Origin of the sequence: Flavisolibacter tropicus (assembly GCF_001644645.1) — a bacterium.
Lineage (GTDB): Bacteria > Bacteroidota > Bacteroidia > Chitinophagales > Chitinophagaceae > Flavisolibacter > Flavisolibacter tropicus.
Genome location: NZ_CP011390.1, coordinates 2,526,677 through 2,547,414 on the forward strand (window position 1 = coordinate 2,526,677; position 20,738 = coordinate 2,547,414).

Consider the following 20,738-nt stretch of genomic DNA (forward strand, 5'->3'; position numbering starts at 1 on the left):
AAAAGTCAATACAACATTGTGTTTGACCATTTTCCTTCTGAATATTATTTGTATTCATGGCTATACTTTTATTATTTAAGCAATGTGGTTAAGCTTCTATTAGTTACAGCAATCCGTACCGCAACAAGCCTGTTTTTCTTCAGTTGGTTTTTCAGCATATACAGTAATGCTGCGAATACCAGTACCTGATTGTTTAAAAGCGGCCAATTGTTTCGCGGACAGGTATTGACCTAATATATCATCCGGGACAATGATTGGCTTGTCCTTTTGTATAGTGATGTTTATAAAGCCGTTTGTTTCTATTAACGCCAAATACACTTGCTTTTGAATAGCCCCCGCCACACAACCGGCATACATCTCAGCAGCTTCTTTGATTTCATTTGGCAGTTCTCCCTCTAATACAATATCGGATATAGAGAAATGACCACCCGGCTTTAGTACACGATAGATGTCTTTGATAACCCCATCTTTATTAGGTACCAGGTTTAGCACACAATTGCTTACAATGACATCTGCAGTATTGGCCGACACCGGCATGCTTTCAATATCACCCTGTCTGAATTCTACATTGTTAAAGCCTCGTACTTCGGCATTTTTTCTTGCCCGTTCTATCATAGCCGGCGTAAAATCAATTCCAATAACCTTACCTGTTTCTCCGGTTTCATGCCTTGCAATAAAGGCATCATTACCTGCGCCGCTACCTAAATCAATCACCACATCACCTTTTTGGATTTTGGCAAACTGGGTGGGTAAACCACAACCTAAACCCAAATCAGCATCGGGGTTATAGCCTTCTAACTGGGTATAGTCGTCAGCCATAATACTATACACTTCGGTAGAGCAGCAACTCGAACCGCAGCAGGAACTTTGATTCGTTTCCTTGTCCTGTAAAGCGATCTCTGAATACTTCTGCCTAACCAGGTCTTTTACTTGTTCATGCGTGTTCATTGTTTTTTATTTAAAGGTTATCGTAATATTGCGATGGCATAGGGCAAAAAAAAGGTCAGCAACAATTGCTGCCTCCGTTGTAGGTATCAAATAGTTTATTGATCCAAGCCTGAGCTTGTTTCCATTCTTTCTCATCGATGCAGTAGCAAACCTTGGCTCCCTCTATTTCCCCTTTGATAAGACCTGCCTCTTTTAACTCTTTCAAATGCTGTGATACGGTGCTTTGTGATAGCGGCAGCTCCTCTACAATGTCCCCACACTGACAAGTAGCCTTCTTGGCCAATAGCTTTAGAATAGCAATCCTTGCCGGATGAGCCAACGCTTTAGCATATTTAGCTAATCGGTTTTCTGTTGTACTGAATTCATATGCTTTTGTAGCTCCCATAATTCTATCGCAATATTACGATTAATATTTAATATCCTAATATACTAAGCATTTTTTTTAAAGAATTTTCAATAGGTGGACTTATCATATTCCTTTACTATCCAATGTTATATTGCTTAAGCTTTGTAGAGTAACAGAAATCGAAAGGCTTAAGTAAGGTACTTAACCTAAAAGAGCGCTTCAAACAGGTTCGCGCCTGAAAAGGACACAAGTATTGCACTTAGGCAAGAAAGTGATAAGCGCCGGTGAAAGACGTATTTATCATTTTATAAATTAACCTCTTACTTACAATTTGGTCCAGGTAAACCCACCACCATTTTTTGTAACTAGAAAACGTTCTTCTGCGCTCCCGGCTGCTATAATTACTTTGATCGTATTGAAGCCTCCTGGCTCAAAATTCAGATTACTCATCTCAACACGGTTATAGCCAGTATCACTTATGGAAAGCGTATTAAACGGACTTTTACCCGTAAATTCAAAATAGCCATCGCTTTCAGTTATCATATTAGCCTTTGAAGAAGTATCAGCTGGGTTGCTTAGTTTAACGGAACACTTGGCGCAGGGCCGTATCTGAGCATTGCCGCCAACTGCCGCTTTAGTAAAAACCTGTCCGCGCAGATGCAAGACGCTATCTCGCTTTTCACCTTTAACCGAATGAAACGCAATCTCCCGGATCTCTGATGTACTTACTGGAACATTTGCCTGCACTTCCGGTACGACCGTACGGTCCAGAACGGCATCCTCTTTTACAGTCGAACAACTCATCTGTATATACATAAATCCTATCGCTACCGCTATAGCACAACTGCTTTTCAAATGGCTCCATTGAGTAAGAATCCGACTTAACATATGATACGTTTTAATGCTTATACTACAGCAAAGCAATTCTTATACCTTGCTAACAAATAGGGCCAACCAAAATAAACGAATACAATAGTCACTATACCGCATTGGTTACCATAAACAGGTCATTTACTTATAGTAACCAATAGAAAACCAGCCATATTTCCTAAACCAAATTGCCCGTCATTTAATAATACATTATCATCTCAACGCTTATAGGCTAACAGTCGCAGCGCATTAAATACAACCACTAGAGTAGAGCCTTCATGCCCTATTACAGCAGGCCCTATCTCAGCTATACCTAAAATAGTAAGCGGTACCAGTATCACTACCATACCCAGACTGATCACCAAATTTTGCTGAATGATCCGATGTGCCTTTCTACTTAAGCCAATAGCAAAAGGCAGGTTACCCAGCTTATCCGCCATCAGGGCAATATCGGCAGTCTCCAAGGCCACATCGCTACCCGCTGCCCCCATAGCAATACCCACAGTGCTTTTTGCCATGGCTGGAGCATCGTTCACACCATCCCCTACCATTGCTACTCTCTTTTCATTGGTTCGCAATTTTTTAATGGATTGCACTTTTTGTTCCGGTAGCAGGTTGCCCCAGGCATCAGTAATACCAATTTCTTTTGCAATGGCTTCCGCTACTTTTTGATTATCGCCAGTTAGCATTATCATTTTTCGGATCCCTACTTCTCCCAATTGTGCCAGTGTCTCTTTTGCATCCTCCCTGGCCACATCCATCAGGGTAACAATACCAATAAATTGGTCATTCTGTTGCACCAGCATCGTAGTGTTTCCATGCTTTTCCAGTTCTTCTGCTTTTGCTTTTATGTCATCCGGTAATTGACGGCCTTTCTCTTTAAAAAGCTCTTTGTTTCCAACATGTATCGTTGTGCCCTGATAATCTGCTTTAATTCCTCGGCCTTGTATGGCGGAAACATTTGATGCCGCTGGCACTTCTTTCTTCAATCGCTCCTGGCCGCCCTTTACAATGGCTGCTGCCAAAGGGTGATCGCTTAATTTTTCAACCGCGATTACTATTTCCAACAACTGTTCTTCTGAAAGGCCATTGAGTGAATAAACACCCGTGAGCTTCGGCTTTCCTTCTGTCAGCGTTCCTGTTTTGTCAAAGGCAATGGCTGTAAGTGAACCTAATTCTTCTAAAGGTTTTCCTCCTTTTACTAATACACCACCCCTGGCAGCCCTGGCTACACCACTCAGCACTGCGCTGGGTGTAGATATAGCCAACGCACAAGGACTGGCTGCCACCAATACAGCCATAGCCCTGTAAAAACTGGCACTAAAAGGTTCATCGATTACTAAGAAAGCAAATAATAAAAGGAAAACTAAAAAGAGCACTGCAGGCACATAATACTTTTCCAGTTTATCCGCAAAATTTTGTGTGGTCGACTTTTGTGTTTGTGCCTCATTTACCAATTTCACCAATCTTGCTATGGTGCTATCAGCAGCTATTTTGGTTACCTTAACTTCTAGATTTTCCCCACCATTTATAGAACCGGCAAACACTCTGTATTTAGCATCTAGCTTATCTGCATTCTCCAAATTGATCGTTGCATCGGCAATTGGCGTTTTATCTACCGGCACACTTTCGCCGGTAATGGGCGCTTGATTGACACTACTATTCCCTTTTACAACAATACCATCGGCTGCAATTTTGGAATTTGGCTTTACAACAATAACATCTCCTTTTTTTAGTGCATCAATCTGTACTTCTTTTATATCATTGCCTGTTTTAAGTAAAGCTGTTTTGGGAGCTAACGCAGCTAAGGCTGCAATAGACTTTCTTGCCTTCTCCATGGCATAGTGCTCTAATGAATGCCCAAGACTAAACAGGAAAAGTAATAAAGCTCCTTCAGCCCATTGTCCTAATAGGGCGGCACCAATAGCGGCAACAAGCATCAAAAAATCGATCTCAAATTCTCCTTTGCTGATACCGGCAATGGCTTCTTTGGTAGTGTAAAAGCCTCCAAAGAAATAGGCTCCTACATAAAAGCCAATGGAAACATAAGGCGACAAGCCTTTGATAAATGATAGCCCAAAGCCAATTCCTAACAAGGCTCCGCAAATGATGGCAAAGATCAACTCTGTTTTTTCCCCGAATATTCCACCGTGTGCATGGCCATGTTCACCTGTTGCATGGTCGTGATCATGATCGTGTTCACCATGCGTGTGTTCATGCTTGTGATCTGCGCTATCATGCGTTGATCCTTCTTTGCGAGCATGGAAATCTTCAATACTCTTTACCTCCAGCCCTGTTTCCTGGGCTTGCTGTATAATAGTGTCTTCAGAGGTAAGTTCTTTATTAAACTCTATTTGTATAAACCCAGTGCCGGAAACGGATACATTTTGTATCCCTTTTTGACTTCTTAATTGCGCTTCTATAATTCTGGCATGCCTAGGATGACGAACGCCTGCTGTTTCAATCAGCAAATGACCATATTGTTCTGTCATTTCTGCACCTGCCTTTTTTGCTAACTCCTCCACTTTACTAATCGATGCTACGGATGGATCGTAATGAAAACAAAGTTGTGCTTTCCGATCGCCGTCCTCAGGAATAACATGCACTTTATCAATACCTCTTTTGTATTGAAGCATGTTGATGATCCTGGCAACACATTCGTCTCTTTCATTTGGAACTTCAGGAAGTAGTATATCCAGATTTATTCTTGTCTTTTCCATAATGAAGAATTAAAAAAAAAATGCGAAGCCTTCGGCCTCGCATTTACAAAAGTTATAGGAATAGTTAACTATAAAAAAGATTGCGTTAATGCAAAAAATGATGCCAATAACACGACGCATTTCCAACAATTCAGTCTGTTCATTTTGCTTTGATATTTGTCTATAAATATACATAGAATGACTTTTGATTACTGTTAAAGGAAAGGGAATATAATCTGCCTGACTCTATGCTCGTATTCGAACATTTCATCTGATACTTCTTTGTAAAAGCCACCTTTTCCATAACCTGTTATTTAATCTTCGTGTTCGCCGGTATTGGTCATTTTAGCATTGGCAAAAAATGCGCCCTTGGTAATGATCTTGCTATGAGGCGGAAGATCCTTTATCAGTGTTACCTCTGTATAACCAATGTCAGAAATACCTTTTATTACTTGCACTCTCTCAAAACTCATCCCCGCTTCATCCTTCTCTGCATTTTTCTTACCACCTTCCTCCTTGCTTTCTCCGCTATGTGCCGCCTGCTTTTTACTGGTCAACACAAATAGGTAATCCTGTCCTTGGTAGCTTACAATGGCATCACTGGGAACAGCAGGCACTACCGCGGTTCCAATACTGATCAACGCGGTAATATTCATACCTTCTATCAATCCCTCTTTGTTGCCCATTACTACAGCATGTATCGGAATGGTCTTTGTTTCACCCACAAAAGCGGTCCCTATAGAATAGATTCTTGCATCATACTCTTTGCCGGGACCATTGGTTAGGGTAAAATGGATCGTTTGCCCTGCATGTAGTTTGTGCAAGTCTTTTTCATACACAAAGAGATCTAAATGCAGTTGGGAGTTGTTGACAATTTCGGCAATAGGTGAACTTGCGTCAACTGGTGAACCAATCTGTGCAGACACCGTACTCACAGTACCACTTATGGGCGCAGTAATGGCGATAGTGGTTACAATATTGCCCTTGCTGACACTGGCTACAGAAATGCCCATAGCGCTCAACTGCTTTTGCAGGGCATTGCGCGTAGCCCTTAGTGTTACTATCTCCGTTTGTACACGCTGTACGTTTTTAAGGGGTGCCGCATTACCTTCAACAAGCTCTTTTTGCCTATTCAACTCAATTTGAGCCAAATTCAACTGGGCATTGGTGGTTTGCAATTCCTGCTGCAGTCGGGCTGCATCCGGGTTCACAATAGTGGCAATTACCTGTCCTTGCCGTACATAATTGCCAGGCTGGATGAGTAAGGTTTTCAACACCCCACTATTTATGGAAGTCACCAAGGCCTTGTTTTGATTTGGCACGGTAAGGTTACCATTAGCTTTAATAGAAGTTTTTAAGTTCTTTAGCTCAATAGTTCCTAACTCAATAGCAGCGGTTTGCATTTGCACCTCGGTAAGGGAAACAGTCGTACCCTCACTCTCGTTATGACTTTCTTCCAACCCAGCCTCTTGCGTAATCTCTCCTTTCGCATCTACATTTGCGGTAGACTTATTACTGCAGGAAGCAAATGAACTAATAATGGCTATGAAGATGAAAATTCGTTTCATTACGTTTACTTGTTTAAATAATAATTCAATTGAATAGCGGATTGGTTGTACTGGTGCAGGGCATCCAGATAGGCCCGCTGCATCTCTATGGCCTGGGTAACAAACTGCTGCAGATCGGCAAAACTGCTTTCCCCCGCACGGTAAGCAATGTTGGCTGCTTTGATGATCGCTTCTGCCTGGTTTAACCCGGTTGATTCATAAAAGCGTAATAACTCCTGTTCTTTTTGTAGTTGCTGAAATGCCTGCTGATAGGTGCTTTGCAGGTTAGCCAATTCATAACCAGTAACAGCGTTTTGATAATCCCGCTGAAGTTCAGCCGCCCTAACCCTGTTTTTATAGGCGGCCCTTCCAAACAAGGGAATACCGACTGAAACAGAAAAACCAGAATAGGGATTGTCAATACCATAGAGCCGTTGCGAATAGAAACGGCCATCGAAACTAGGCTTACCAGCTTGTCGCTGTGCATAGAGTTCCGCTGAAGCTATAGCTACATTTTGCCGTTGTACCTGAACCGAGGGGTGGTTGCCCAAGGTATCTGCCAGTAAGCTAAGTGACACTTTTTCCAGCAGTTTGGCTTCAGGTAAAAACAAGGTAGCAGTATTAGTGTAACGTTTTAACAGTTCTTGTTGCGTAGCCATATCGTGTTGCAACACACTAAGCTGTACGGCAATCTCACGGGAACGCACAATGGCGGCAATGCTATCCAGACCTGCGCTTTCTCCCGTTTTTACTTTAAGCCGGGCAGCTGCCGCCAGCGAGCGGTAAATGCTATCCAATCGCTGCCACAACTGTTGCTTACTTTGTAAATACCAAAGCGTGTAATAAGCAGTTTGCACATCCCTTTTAATTTCTAATGCACGTAACTGACGGGAAAGCTCAACTGATTTTACCTGTTGCTCCAGCAGGTTGCGTCGGGCTTTATATACGGTGGGCCACTCTACACTTTGCGACAAGCCAATTTTTAAAATGCCCTTCGAGTCTTCCGGACTTAAGTCTTCGTTTTCTACAAAAACACCGGTTTTTGGAAGATCCAGCCAGCTATGTTTTAAAGTTTGCGCCTGCTGTATCTGCAGATCAGAAGCTTGCAGCTGTAAATTGTTTTGCAAAGCCGTGTCGTATACGGCTAAGAAAGAAGCACGAACCGCACCAGTTTGGGCAAATGAAACAGACGTTACCAGCAACAATGCTACAACTGCTATTACTTTGGGAAAGACACGATCGGGGCGCTTTTTATTGCCAGAAAAAAGAAGGTAAAGCACAGGAATTACGATTAAGGTAAGAAGTGTAGCTGTGATCAAGCCGCCAATTACTACTGTGGCCAATGGCTTTTGCACTTCAGCCCCAGCACTATTGGAAAGTGCCATTGGCAAGAAACCCAATGAAGCTACCGTAGCTGTCATCAAAACAGGTCGTAATCGGATTCGTGTTCCTTGTTTAATACGCTCAATTACATCTGTGACTCCTTCACTAGCTAAAGCGTTGAACTGACCGATCAGTACAATACCATTGAGAACAGCGACCCCGAATAAGGCAATAAAGCCAACGCCCGCAGAAATACTAAACGGCATCCCTCTTAATAACAGCGCCAATACACCTCCTATGGCAGACATGGGAATAGCGGAGAAAATGAGGGCTGCCTGTTTAACAGAATGAAACGTAAAATATAGAAGTACAAAAATAAGTAGTAGTGCCGCAGGAACAGCTATGCGCAACCGCGCCGATGCCTGTTGCAGGTTTTCAAAAGTACCTCCATAGCTATAATAATAACCAGAAGTTAGTTTCACCTTTTGATTTAAGGTCTTTTGCACTTCCTTTACTACACTTTCTACATCTCTTCCGTTTACATTAAAGCTAACCACAATTCGGCGGCGCCCATCTTCACGACTAATTTGAGCAGGACCGGTTTGATACGCTATGGTAGCCACTTGGGAAAGTGGTACTTGATTGCCATCTGCAGTTGGAACATATAGATTGCTTACATCTTCAATGGAATTGCGGTAGGCACTGTCCAACCGAACCACCAAATCGAATTTGCGTTCGTTTTCATACACCACACCTGCTTTGCCACCTGCAAACGCAGTAGTGATTACCTGGTTAACATCGGCAACATTTAACCCATAACCGGCCATACGTCGCCGATCATACTGTACAGTAATTTGCGGCAGTCCGCTAATTCGTTCTACTTGTGGTTGTGTTATTCCCTCTATGGGCCTAATAGCAGCTGCTACTTTCTCTCCATAGTAAAGAAGCGTATCCAGGTTTTCACCAAAGATCTTTACAGCTACATCTTGACGAATACCTGACATAAGCTCATTAAAGCGCATTTGTATAGGTTGACTGGGTTCTGCAATAACGCCCGGGATCTGCGATAGCGTTTCGCGCATACTGTCTCCTAAAGCATAAAAGTCTTTTGTTGTGCGCCACTCTTTTTTATCCTTGAGTATGACCATTAGATCCGATGCTTCTGGTGGCATTGGGTCAGTAGCCACATCGGCACTTCCTGTTTTACCAATCACCATTTTTACTTCCGGATATCGTTTTAACATCCGCTCTGCTTGCAAAACGGTTTCCGTAGTCTGAGATATCGATGCACCCTGCGGCAACACAAACTCAATGGCAAAATCCCCTTCTTCCAACGTAGGAATAAACTCACCGCCCATACGATTGAATAGCAAAACGGCTAACACAAGCAAGGCAAAAGCACTGGCAACAACGGCGTATTTAAATCGGATGGCCCAATCAAGCACAGGAGCGTATAGCTTTTGGAAAAAGGCCATCATCCTGTCGGCAAATGTTTTTTTCTGCTGCCCAACTTTCGGCAGAAAAAGGGCCGAAATCATGGGAATATAAGTAAGCGAAAGAATAAGTGCTCCCAGAATGGCAAATCCAACCGTTTGTGCCATAGGACGGAACATTTTTCCTTCAACTCCAATTAAGGTTAGGATTGGTATATATACAATTAAAATAATGATCTCCCCAAAGGCTGCACTCTTTCTAATCTTGGAAGCTGATTCATAGACTTCTGTGTCCATTTCCTGTTGGGTCAGCTTTAAAGGGCTTTTACGTAACGCCAGGTGATGCAATGTGGCTTCCACAATGATAACAGCACCATCAACAATGAGCCCGAAGTCAATAGCGCCCAAACTCATAAGGTTGGCTGAAACACCAAAGACATTCATCATCCCCAACGCAAAAAGTAACGACAATGGAATTGCCGATGCAACAATAAGTCCTGCGCGCAGGTTTCCTAAGAATAGTACCAATACAAAAATGACGATCAAGGCCCCTTCAACTAAGTTGGTTTTCACGGTATTAATAGCCCGCTTGATCAGATTACTGCGGTCTAAAAAAGGTTCAATAATAATATCTGAAGGCAGAGAAGCCTTTACCGTTTTCATTCGCTCTTTTACCCGCTCAACCACCTGGGCACTATTGGCACCTTTTAACATCAATACGATTCCACCTACTACTTCTTTTTCACCATTATATGTCATGGCACCATAACGAGGTGGTGAACCAAACTGTACTTTAGCAATGTCCCGGATGGTTACGGGTATTCCGTTCGGCTGACGCTTTATCAGAATGTTTTCTATATCGGTGATGGAAGTAACCATACCAACCCCACGGATAAAATAAGCATTGGGCTTTTTATCGATGTAGGCTCCCCCTGTATTTTCATTATTGAGACGCAACGCTTCAAAAATCTCAGGGATAGTAACGTTCATTGCTTTTAGCTGTTCCGGGTTGATCGCTACTTCATATTGCTTTGAAATACCGCCAAACCCAGTTACTTCAGCTACTCCAGGAATACCATAAAGCTGCCTCGCTACGATCCAATCCTGCAGTGTACGCAAGTCCATGGCCGAATATTTGGATTCACTACCCTTTTTAGGATGGATAGTGTATTGATAAATCTCGCCCAACCCAGTGGTAACCGGTGCTAGCTCGGGAATACCCATGCCGGATGGGATTTGACTTTCTGCATCTTTAAGGCGCTCAGAAATTAATTGCCGCGCAAAATAAATATTGACATCTTCCTTAAATACCAATGTGACGACACTTAGGCCAAAACGGGAGAATGACCGCATTTCTACCAGATCGGGCAAGTTGGCCATGGCCTTTTCAATAGGAAATGTGATAAACTGCTCCACTTCCTGAGCGGCAAGCGTAGGAGCAGTTGTCATTACCTGAACCTGATTATTGGTTACATCAGGTAATGCATCTATAGGGATACGGTTGGCGCTCCAAACGCCCCAAACAATAAGGGCAATGGTCATCACCCCTATTACAAATTTGTTTTTAATACTGAATTGGATAATCTTATCTAACATTATATAACCTTTCTCTACGTGAATGAATAGACACACGTCAGGCTATCAGCCTAAGCGCATCAATTAAAAAATCAAAAGGTTATGATAACTGGGGTGGCTCCCAGATAGGACGCGATAGACTAAGCAACGGCTCCGTCAAATCGCCATAGATGATGGAAGTATGTTCAATAGTGGGCTCAGTACAAGCCTCTATTGTGTGATTGATCGTGAAACCAGCGCAACAATTACATTGGCAAAAAGGAGGGCAAGCATCTGCTGCACTATTTTGATGGTCGGAGGCTGTTAGCAACTCATATTTAGCTACTCCATCGTCTTTATGCATAGCAGTATCTCTGCATGCCAAAAAACTTTGGGACAGAATGATCAAGGATAATATGAATGCCAAGACTCTTTTCAACGCCGCAAAGTTACAAACAGACAGATTGCAGTCCAAAGTAAAAACTGTTGCCATGTTGCAAAGTCAGTTATGTAATAAGATACGATTGACGATAAATGACATTAATAAAATAAAGTCATACGGAATCTAATTAGTTAGCACTAAATATCTTTTCGTTTAAAACTCCGTAAAGCAAGCCACAAGGGAATCATCATCCATACAAGCAAAACACCCAATGTATACAGCATCCCGAAACCAGAGCCAAAGAAATCTTTATACGTAGCACCCGTATACCCCATCAGGGCGCTTACATCGAGCTGTAACATCAAAAAGATCCGTCCCAGATCTATAGGGTTTAGCGATGATAATACAAGCGCAGCTTTCTCCAGCGGGTAATCGGTGAATGTAAACAAGAGCAGCAACACCAAACCATCGTAGATGATGGCAAAATAGAACCATAATAACAACGCAGCGCCAATACCCCGCGCTTTATCTCTTGACTTTACAGAAGCCAGGAAAGCAATAGAGGTAAATACCAATGTCAGCAACAGTCCTACTGCCAGTAAGGCAATACCTATAGCATCAAAATGATACATCAGCACGGGCACCCCTACTCCTATCAGGAAGGCCACACCCAGCGAAAAAGCTATTCCTATATACTCGCTTAAAAGTACCACACGCCGATTGATGGGCTGTGTAAGCATGAGCTCAATAAACTCATAAGAATTATACCATTGAATAGTAGAAAATACCAGGCTCACCAGCGGCACTACAATCAAAACAATCGTCAACAAACTAAGTATAGCCTTGCCCGCATTTTCCTCCATTTGAAACAGGCTAAAGGATACTAAAAACAAGAAGAGGGTATAGGCTATAGCTACTTTACTGCGCAACACATCGTACAATACGTATTTTGATATTTTTAGAACCATTATTTGTTCGTTGGTATAGTAGACAAGGTATTTTCCTGTAAAGACAAACTGTGCTTCATTAAATGAGCAATCACTTTGCTTAGCTTCTCCTCTCCTGTTATATCTTGTAATTCCGCAAAAGGTTTATGTACTAAGATCTTTCCTTCATGCAAATACATGACGTCTGTGGTAAGATCTTCAAGATCGCTTAATACATGTGAGGTAATAAGCACCAGTTTACCTTTTTCCTTTTCCTGTAAGATCTTCTCTTTTAAAATTTCGGAAGAAAGAGGATCTAAACCAGCGGTTGGTTCATCAAGGATAAACACATCCGGATCAAACAAAAAAGCGAGAGTAGCACTTACTTTCTGACGGGTTCCACCTGACAATGATCGCATGGTTTTATCAGCCATACCATCCAATCCAAAACCGGCATACAATTCATTGTCCGACTTAGGATGATCTTTGCGAATGGAGCGAATCATATCAAACAACTGGCCTATTTTCATATTATCGGGGTAGCGACCTATCTGTGGCATGTAACCTATTTGTTTTCGATAGGCCACTGATCTGTCTATCAATTGGCCCTGGAAATAAATAGAACCACTGTCAGGCCGCACCAGCCCCAGGATCGATTTGAGCAAGGTGGTTTTCCCGCTACCATTAGGCCCAATCAGCGAGACCACCTGTCCCTTCTGAAAAGAAGCCGTAATAGCATTCAGCGCCCACTGCTTTTTAAATCGTTTATTGATGTTTTTTATTTCAATCATGGCCGGTAAGGTTTCATAAGGGGCTTATCATCTAAAAATGTTTCTGGTGTAAGGCTGGGTATGGCTTTCTCTGCCCGGTCTAAAAGACTGACAATAAAACTGCGTAAGAGCATAACAGCAATAGGATTGTGCTCAATCACCATCGAATACATGCTGATAGGATGATAAGGCACATCTCCTATACCATCTTTATCCAGATCATACCCTTCGTATTTATCCCAGAAGTTATGATGAAAATGATTGAGTACAGAATTGCCATTGGTGGCCACATCAAAGGTGTTACCTGTAAAATTGTTCCACTGAAACGTATTGTCATTACAACTGGCCTGTACGCGCAAGGCCCAGCCATTGTTCCGAAAACTATTCTTTGACACTTCTATGCGATTAGTGCCCTCCATATGAATGGCAATAGAGTTCTCATCAAAAACATTCTGAATAATATAGCCATCGGAAATCTCTTTCAGTAAAATACCATAGGCACTGGCACCCCAGTTATGTTCATAACGATTCTTATACATTTCCACCTTTTTGGAATACATGACAGCAACGCCTGCACCATTATCTCTAAACGTATTATTAATATAAACGTCATTATTGGAGAACATAAAGTGTAATCCATACCGTATGTTCAGCTCACTCACATTGTTTTGAATAACCGAGTTGGTAACAAACTCAAAATAAATTCCATCCCGGTGTTGCTGTATATGATTGCTTTTCACCACCATATTATCACACTTCCATAAATGAATACCATTTCCGCTGCTTTGCTCTGTTGTGTACTTACTCTTAATGGCATTGTTGCGAATGACACAATAGGAACTATTATCGAAATGGATAGCGAAGTAGGCGTTGGTTACCGTATTATTTTCTACAATCACGTGCTGGGCATCAATAACTTTCAAGGCGGCATAATCATACAGACTGGAATAGCCGGCATTGCTAAAATGAATGCCCCGTATAGTTATGTCATGGCCACTTACTGTTAGTATTTCATATTTACCTTCACCATCCAGTACAGGTTGATCAATACCAATGATGCTGATAGATTTGGTTAACACCAGATGGCCTTCTTTATAAAGCCCCTTATGCAGGTAAATACTATCGCCATCCTTCGCCAACTGGATGGCCTGTTTTAAGGTACGCACGCCAGATGCTGTACCCACATGTATGATGCCGGCATAGGCAAAGAAGCTGCTACACAATAGCCATATGATGAGTAACCTTTTCAATTAAAGTGTGTTATAAAGATGCTCCCAGTTTAGAATATCTCCCTTCAGGGTAACGGCTTGGGTTTCTGCTGTTTTCTTATCCGCAAAAGCAGCAGCATTTCCATTCATAGGACTTTTTAATTGTGCGCTTTTGATAAACCATACTTTGTTGCTGTTCAAAAAACGGCCTTGATCCTGGTAATCCATAAATACAATTTGAGCTATATTCTCCCTCTTTTCATTTCCCGCCTTCAGGAATTGAACAATGCAATGTGCATCATCAAATTTGTACACCTTCCCTTTTTTGGTAACCACCTCAGATCCAAACTTTGGATCCATAATCGTCATGCGGCATTCATTGCACTGATCTTTACCATAGGCAATCTTTTCAGGTTCTACCGAACATCCTTGAAATAAGAATACTGACAGTATCGTCAAAGGCGTAGCCCAAGCTGTTTTTTTGGGTATTATTTTCCTGGCGCGGCGTTGCTCTACCAACCAAACAATGAAGAAGACAACTACTGCACTGACCAATACCCATCCGCCTGTATCGGGATAGGAATACGCATCAAAGTTGAGTAATTTTTTATGTCCCACCAGCGGTGGTTGATACGAAAGGCCAGGCACTTGGATAGGAGCTGTGGGATCCAGGTTGTGGCCATACTTATACCCCCACTGGTACATATCTACCATGGCAGCGACTCCACCAATTACCGTCAAGACCAGATAGGCCAGCAACAGCTTGCGTTTGCCCACCAAGGCTACTATCAACCCCAACAAAATATAGGCGCCTATTATATAAACCAAGTAATTCAATTCAGGAAACATGTCTTCATTAACTTTTGCCATGCCTATATAATGATTCAACCCGTTAATGATCTCCACCTGCCCTGATAATTTATTTAGCCAGATCTCCATGGTTAACCCTTCTGGATACTGTGGTGCAATCAGATGAATGAACCAAAAAGGAAGAAAATAAGTTGCAATCAGGCTAAGCGCTGCAATTGCAACGATGATTCTGGAAGTGATACTCACCGTTATTTATAAAGTTTAAGACCAATCTCGCTTAATTAAACGAGACTGGTCATTAAGGGATGATGAAGCTTTATCGTCTAGGACGGGAAGGACCGCCCGCAGCACTGTTTTGGCCTGTTTCTGTTCCTTGATTGCCCGCACCAGCTGTTTTAGTAGTGTCCTGAGCCGTTTTACCTATACCAAACTTTAGCGCCACGTTGCTTCCAGCTGGCGACACCCGCATATAGCCTTGCATCTCTTGGTGCAGGGCAGAGCAAAAGTCGGTACAATAGAAGGGGAAAATACCCGTACGATCTGGCTTAAATGTCAGGGTCTGAGTTTCGCCCGGCATAATAAGGATCTCGGCATTATTGGCATTCTTGATGGCAAAGCCATGTGGCACATCCCAATCCTGCTCAAGGTTCGTTACATGGAAGTAGACAGAATCGCCCATTTTAATACCCTCAATATTATCAGGTGCCAGATGTGAGCGGATAGCCGTCATATACACATGAACTTTATTGCCTTGCCGCTCCACACGGGCCTGGGCCTCGCCTTTCGTAGCATAAGGATGTGCATTATCCTCAATCTTAAAGATCTTAATGGAGTTGGGTGCCACTTTGCTGGCTAGGATAGCCTCGGCATAATGCGGCTCACCAACGGTTGGGAAATCAAGGAGTAGCTTCATTTTATCGCCGCTGATATCATAGAGTTGGGCGCTTTGTGGCAACTCCGGCCCCGTAGGCAGGTAACGGTCCTTGGTAATTTTGTTATAGGCTATCATGTACTTACCATATGGTTTTACAGTAGGCCCTCCGGCTACAGATAAGTGACCTATTGAATAATAAGTAGGTACACGATCCAATACTTTCAAAGATTTGACATCCCATTTTACAATTTCTGAAGACACAAACATGGAGGTATAGGCATTGCCCTTATCATCAAACTCGGTGTGCAATGGGCCAAGGCCGGGCTTCTCAACCTCACCATGTAACACCGCATCGTATTTCAATACGGGAATACCATCGTAATCGCCATCAAAATTTTTATCAGCAATGGCTTTTTGAATCTTATCAAATGAAAATACAGGTATCGTTGCTGCCAGTTTTCCGCTAGCCACTATATATTCCCCGGTAGGATCTACATCACAGCCATGTGGAGACTTAGGGCAAGGTATAAAGTAAAGCATATCTGGACACTCCTTTGGATCCAACACCAGCACTTCATTTCGCATGGTTGAAGTAGCCATGTGAGTACGTTCATCCAAAGTATTTGAGACATATTGAGCAGGTATTTTTTTCCCTTTTCCGGCACTTACATACTCTTCCGCCTTTTTCCAGTTTACCGCCATTATAAAATCTTTGTCTTTAGCAGAAGCATTCACTTCCAAAAGCGTGTTGGCTTTTTCCGAGTTATAACAACTAAAGAAAAACCATCCGTGCGATTTGGCCTTTCCTGCCCTTGACAGGTCGAAATTTACTCCCGGTGTCAAAATCTGGAAAGCAATGTTCATATGGCCCGTACTCTTATCAACGCTGATAAAACTAACAGTGCCTTTAAAGTTTTCCTTGTAAGTACTAATAGGGACATCGGTATTTCCAAGAATAGGTACACTAAAGCGAGTGCCCGCAATTACATATTCCGTATTCTGCGTTAAATAAGGAGAAGAGTGGTTACCCGCGCTATTAGGAATCTCTAAGATTTCTTCCGTGCGGAAGGTAGAAAGATTGATACGGGCAATGCGCGGTGTATTGTTTCCGTTAGCAAAGGCCCAACGGCCATCATGCTCACCATTCGTTACAGACAGGGATATATGGTGTAGGTCGTCCCATGGCACAAAGCCGTGCGAGGTATTCAACATGGGTTTGGTCTCCTCACTGAATCCGTATCCGTTCTCCGGAAAAGCAGAGAACACTGGAATGATGCGAATAAGACGACCGGAAGGTATTCCATATACACTTACTTGTCCATTGAAACCTCCGGATACAATGTCATAAAATTCATCGTGTGTCCCCGGTTGTACATATACTGCGGTGGCTGCATCACCACTTATTGCAGCTTGTGCCCCCTTAGGCTTACAATGTTGCAATACTGTCATACTACCCAAAACCAGTAGTAATAACAGAAGACTAGTTGTATTTCTCATGGCATATATTAAAAGAGTGAATATTGATTGAAGTGTTCTTTTGAATTCCATGCTCATCAGTTCAATTATTACCTGATTCTATTGCACAATGTTGTTCCCAAAGGAGTCTGATTAATTACTAGAGATAACTTATCAGCGACCGATAAAATATTATGGAGGAATATCCCTTTGTACAAACAGTCTATACGAAAGGTTAAGTGACAGTATGAGAATGGTGGCATTTCTCAAACCCTGTTAGTTTAATATGGTTTAAGAAAGGCAGCAAAACACATGCCTGTGTTTAAACAAAACACAACTCAACGGCGAAACAAGTTTTTATTGAGCACTTTAGTCTCAATATGACAAACAATTAAAACCGTAGCTCTGGTGGCAAGACATTTGCAGCACAGCCTATATTGCAAAGTTTTTGACATCCAGCTGTATTAAATGCATTGCAGAGGTTTGTATTAATGAGGCTTATATATTATCTTAAAGGTTGCAGAAATACATCCATCATCAGAGGCTTTCGGATACGCTACCTATTGTTAAAGCCAATTACAACCTATATAAACCAGTAATTCGACTCATAAAAGAATGCCCTTAAAGCTCTTGCAAGTTATTTGTGATGCAAAGAATCGATTATCAGGATGATAGTAACTGAAAATGGAAAGGGCAAAAGAAGAACAATAGCTAAATCATAACTCTTCAAACCAAAATCATAATTTATGGCAGTGACAAACAGATTATTACTTGTATTAAGTGTTGCCCTACTGGTCGGCACTAGCTGTGGCAATAATAAAAGCAGTACCACCTCCGGTACGGAAAGCACAACATCAGAACCTACAGCTTCCAATAATCCTAAGGGAATTGGCAAGCATACCAATGTAGAATTAACGCATCCTCTTGATGAGAAAATGGTTGGCGAAGGAAAGGGCATCTACGATATGAAGTGTGCCTCCTGCCATAAACTCACTGGGGAAAAATTGGTAGGTCCAGGTTGGCATGGCGTAACCGACAGAAGAACGCCGGAATGGATTATGAACTTTACCACCAATGTGGATGAGATGATAGAAAAAGATACAGCTGCTCAACGCTTGCTGGAAGAGTGTTTGGTGCGAATGCCTAACCAAAACCTGAGCGACGGCGATGCGCGTTCCGTATTGGAGTTTATGCGTAAGAACGATGGCAAAAACTAATTGTTACGCATTGACCATATAGATAAGCCGCTTGTTGAAAGTGGCTTATTGTTTTATGGAGATCACAGACGAACCACAGCAACGCTTTTCCGATTTAGTTTTTTCAAATGCTACCAGACAAAAAAGGATTTTGGATCCGAATCTCTCTGCTTAACTTAAGCATTGTAGCCTTACTTGGCTTTTTACTGCGTAGTAAGATCCTCTTTCCTATTTCTTGGATCAATTACCGTTTTCTAATAAATACCCATTCGCATTACGCCTTTGCCAGCTGGGTCACACTTTCCTTTCTTACACTTTTTACCTATACCATTCTTTCCCCAACGCAACAACAACGGAAGTGGTATCAGTATATGCTTGGGGGAATAACACTCTCCTCGCTAGGAATGCTTATCAGTTTTCCATTCCAGGGTCATGATACCATATCTATCACCTTTTCTTCCCTTTTTATCTTTTGCACATACGGTTATGCCTGGCGGTTCATAAAAGCGATCCGGCTAAAAGATCATCAAACACCACAGCTTACTTTAGCCCTATGCGCTGTTATTTGCCTGGTTATATCATCTGTCGGTCCGTTTATATTAGGTTACATAATAGCATCCGGCTCTACAAACAATATTCTACATAGAGATGCCCTTTACTTTTACCTGCATTTTCAATACAATGGCTTTTTTACGCTGGCTGTCTTTGCCCTGTTCTTTACAAAAATGTATCCCCGACAGGAACAACCAGTTCCCAAACCGGTCAGGCGCTTTTCCTATCTTTTGTGCGCATCGGTGATTCCATCTTTTTTTCTATCGCTACTCTGGCATCCTAATAACGGTGTATTGATGGCCATTGCTGTCATTGGTATACTTCTAATTATTGCCAGCTTGTTCTATTTTTTCCAAATTGGCCCTATCCTTCCCTTAAAGGCAATTTTCCAATCCTCGCTGACAAGAACACTTTTTTTATTAGTGCTCCTCTCCTTCTTAATTAAAAGCTTTTTGCAAATGGGCACTATCATACCAGATTTAGGAAACGCCGTTTTTGGATTCCGGCCCATCATTATCGGCTTCTTGCATCTTATCTTTTTAGGCATGGCCAGCTTCTACATTTTATCAGCCTATACAGTAATGGGCATTTTACAAACGCAAAATGCATTTACCCGCTTTGCTATTGGCAGTTTCATAACAGCAGTTATTGTACAGGAAACGGTTCTACTAATTCAAGGCATAGGCTTGCTAACCGGCCATACTAACCCCGTTTATAACTGGTTGCTATGGGGTATTAGCATAGTTCTTGCCCTAAGCGCCATGCTCATTAGTATTGCTGGTTTCAATAGACCAAGCAAGGCATCTTGAGTTATTTCAATAGTTACCAGACATTCCTTGGACAAGTGTCACCATACTTATTGCCTAGTAAAAATCCAAGCACTAATTCATGAGTACCGTTTGACACCGAATTCAGTGGTGTATTCGCAATATCATAAGCGTAACTTATATTAAATGTGTTGCCCACATTTAATCCAACCATGGCAGCATAGCCATCGTGTAACCGATAACTGCCTCCTATCCATAAAAGGTCATGATATTGTAGTTTGCAATTGATATCAAATTGAGGCATTGTTGGAGACCCCGGCACCAATTTGAACATTACAGAAGGTAAGGCATTAATGTCTTCATTCAATAAAAAGCGATAACCAGCAGTGGCAAAGAAATGTGGTACTAAGTGAACACCATATTTATCATTATCTACGAAAGAAACTTTTTGTGGTAGTATTTGTTGTGCACTTACACCTACAAAGTAATCGGCCGAATAAAGCCAAAGGCCGGCCCCTATGTCTGGTCGCAGCCGACTGACTATTCCGCCGTTAGCCAAAGCCGGGTCAGATGGATTTTCGGTCTTAGCCTGTGACACATTAAAGCTGATGTTTGTAACACCTCCCGAAAAGCCGGCCGATAAATTTGTTGTAGGTGATAAGCCTACATGATAAGCATAAGTAGCCGCCAAAGAAGTTCGATTATACAAACCGGTCTTGTCATTGATTAACGTAAAGCCCACACCATGGTGTGGTTCAGAAGCTGTATAGTTCTCCCAATAGGAGTTCCCTCTGGGGTTTTCGCCGGGCACCTGAAAAGATGTTGCAGATGTTTTATAATCCTTTTTACCAATAGGAGCATGCAAAGAAATATAGGCTGTCTTTGGAGCGCCATTTAATCCAACCCATTGATCCCTTCCACTAATTTTAAGATCCGTGTAATTTTCGATACCCGAAAGTGCAGGATTTAAAATATAGTTGTTTAAAATATACTGTGTATAATGAGGTCGCTGCTGTGCAAAAGCCAGCTGCGTAAATAAGCATAAGCCATAAAAAAGGATCCAGGTCTTTTTCATAAT

15 protein-coding genes are annotated in these 20,738 nt (G+C 42.1%); 2 read left to right on the forward strand and 13 right to left on the reverse strand.

All coding sequences use genetic code 11. The annotated features are described in order from the left end of the window. Positions 1–99 precede the first annotated feature (99 nt). From SY85_RS10600 to nosZ, 12 genes are all read right to left on the reverse strand, one after another. Entirely contained in the window at positions 100–948 is an 849-nt protein-coding gene (locus SY85_RS10600) for an arsenite methyltransferase (RefSeq protein WP_066404301.1), read from the reverse strand. A 55-nt stretch (positions 949–1,003) separates the two neighbouring features. Continuing rightward, positions 1,004–1,333 carry an ArsR/SmtB family transcription factor gene (locus tag SY85_RS10605; RefSeq protein ID WP_066404303.1) on the reverse strand — a complete coding sequence of 110 codons (330 nt, stop codon included), beginning with the start codon at positions 1,331–1,333 and terminating at the stop codon, positions 1,004–1,006. A gap of 285 nt (positions 1,334–1,618) precedes the next feature. Next, complete coding sequence (locus SY85_RS10610; RefSeq protein WP_066404304.1) at positions 1,619–2,182, reverse strand: hypothetical protein; 564 nt, start codon at positions 2,180–2,182, stop codon at positions 1,619–1,621. 200 nt (positions 2,183–2,382) lie between these two features. Continuing rightward, on the reverse strand, positions 2,383–4,884 hold the full coding sequence (locus SY85_RS10615) for a heavy metal translocating P-type ATPase (protein ID WP_066404305.1): 2,502 nt from the start codon (positions 4,882–4,884) through the stop codon (positions 2,383–2,385). Positions 4,885–5,177: 293 nt separating this feature from the next. Next, complete coding sequence (locus tag SY85_RS10620) at positions 5,178–6,431, reverse strand: efflux RND transporter periplasmic adaptor subunit (RefSeq protein ID WP_066404306.1); 1,254 nt, start codon at positions 6,429–6,431, stop codon at positions 5,178–5,180. Positions 6,432–6,436: 5 nt separating this feature from the next. Further along, positions 6,437–10,762, reverse strand: coding sequence for a CusA/CzcA family heavy metal efflux RND transporter (locus tag SY85_RS10625; RefSeq protein WP_066404308.1), 4,326 nt, complete (start codon positions 10,760–10,762; stop codon positions 6,437–6,439). 79 nt (positions 10,763–10,841) lie between these two features. Continuing rightward, a complete protein-coding gene (locus SY85_RS25445) occupies positions 10,842–11,213 on the reverse strand; it encodes a DUF6660 family protein (RefSeq protein WP_335583202.1) in 372 nt (123 codons plus the stop codon). 86 nt (positions 11,214–11,299) lie between these two features. Continuing rightward, positions 11,300–12,070 (reverse strand): ABC transporter permease subunit, encoded by a 771-nt coding sequence (locus SY85_RS10630; protein ID WP_066404310.1) that lies wholly within the window; start codon positions 12,068–12,070, stop codon positions 11,300–11,302. After that, on the reverse strand, positions 12,070–12,819 hold the full coding sequence (locus SY85_RS10635; RefSeq protein WP_066404312.1) for an ABC transporter ATP-binding protein: 750 nt from the start codon (positions 12,817–12,819) through the stop codon (positions 12,070–12,072). Before SY85_RS10635 ends, SY85_RS10630 begins: the two co-directional genes overlap by 1 nt. Further along, positions 12,816–14,048, reverse strand: coding sequence for a nitrous oxide reductase family maturation protein NosD (locus SY85_RS10640; protein WP_066404314.1), 1,233 nt, complete (start codon positions 14,046–14,048; stop codon positions 12,816–12,818). The genes SY85_RS10635 and SY85_RS10640 overlap by 4 nt, the downstream gene beginning before the upstream one ends. Continuing rightward, a complete protein-coding gene (locus SY85_RS10645; RefSeq protein ID WP_226999062.1) occupies positions 14,049–15,062 on the reverse strand; it encodes a nitrous oxide reductase accessory protein NosL in 1,014 nt (337 codons plus the stop codon). 70 nt (positions 15,063–15,132) lie between these two features. Further along, the gene (nosZ, locus tag SY85_RS10650) at positions 15,133–17,187 is read right to left on the reverse strand and encodes a Sec-dependent nitrous-oxide reductase (RefSeq protein WP_082886366.1); all 2,055 of its coding nucleotides are present in this window, start codon (positions 17,185–17,187) and stop codon (positions 15,133–15,135) included. A 704-nt stretch (positions 17,188–17,891) separates the two neighbouring features. Here nosZ and SY85_RS10655 point away from each other — a divergent pair. Beyond that, the gene (locus tag SY85_RS10655) at positions 17,892–18,362 is read left to right on the forward strand and encodes a c-type cytochrome (protein WP_066404318.1); all 471 of its coding nucleotides are present in this window, start codon (positions 17,892–17,894) and stop codon (positions 18,360–18,362) included. A 107-nt stretch (positions 18,363–18,469) separates the two neighbouring features. Then, complete coding sequence (locus SY85_RS10660; RefSeq protein WP_066404320.1) at positions 18,470–19,702, forward strand: hypothetical protein; 1,233 nt, start codon at positions 18,470–18,472, stop codon at positions 19,700–19,702. 13 nt (positions 19,703–19,715) lie between these two features. Here the strand turns inward: SY85_RS10660 and SY85_RS10665 are convergent, their stop codons facing one another. Then, positions 19,716–20,735: a PorP/SprF family type IX secretion system membrane protein gene (locus tag SY85_RS10665; protein ID WP_066409596.1), complete on the reverse strand. Its 1,020-nt coding sequence runs from the start codon at positions 20,733–20,735 to the stop codon at positions 19,716–19,718. Positions 20,736–20,738: the final 3 nt, after the last annotated feature.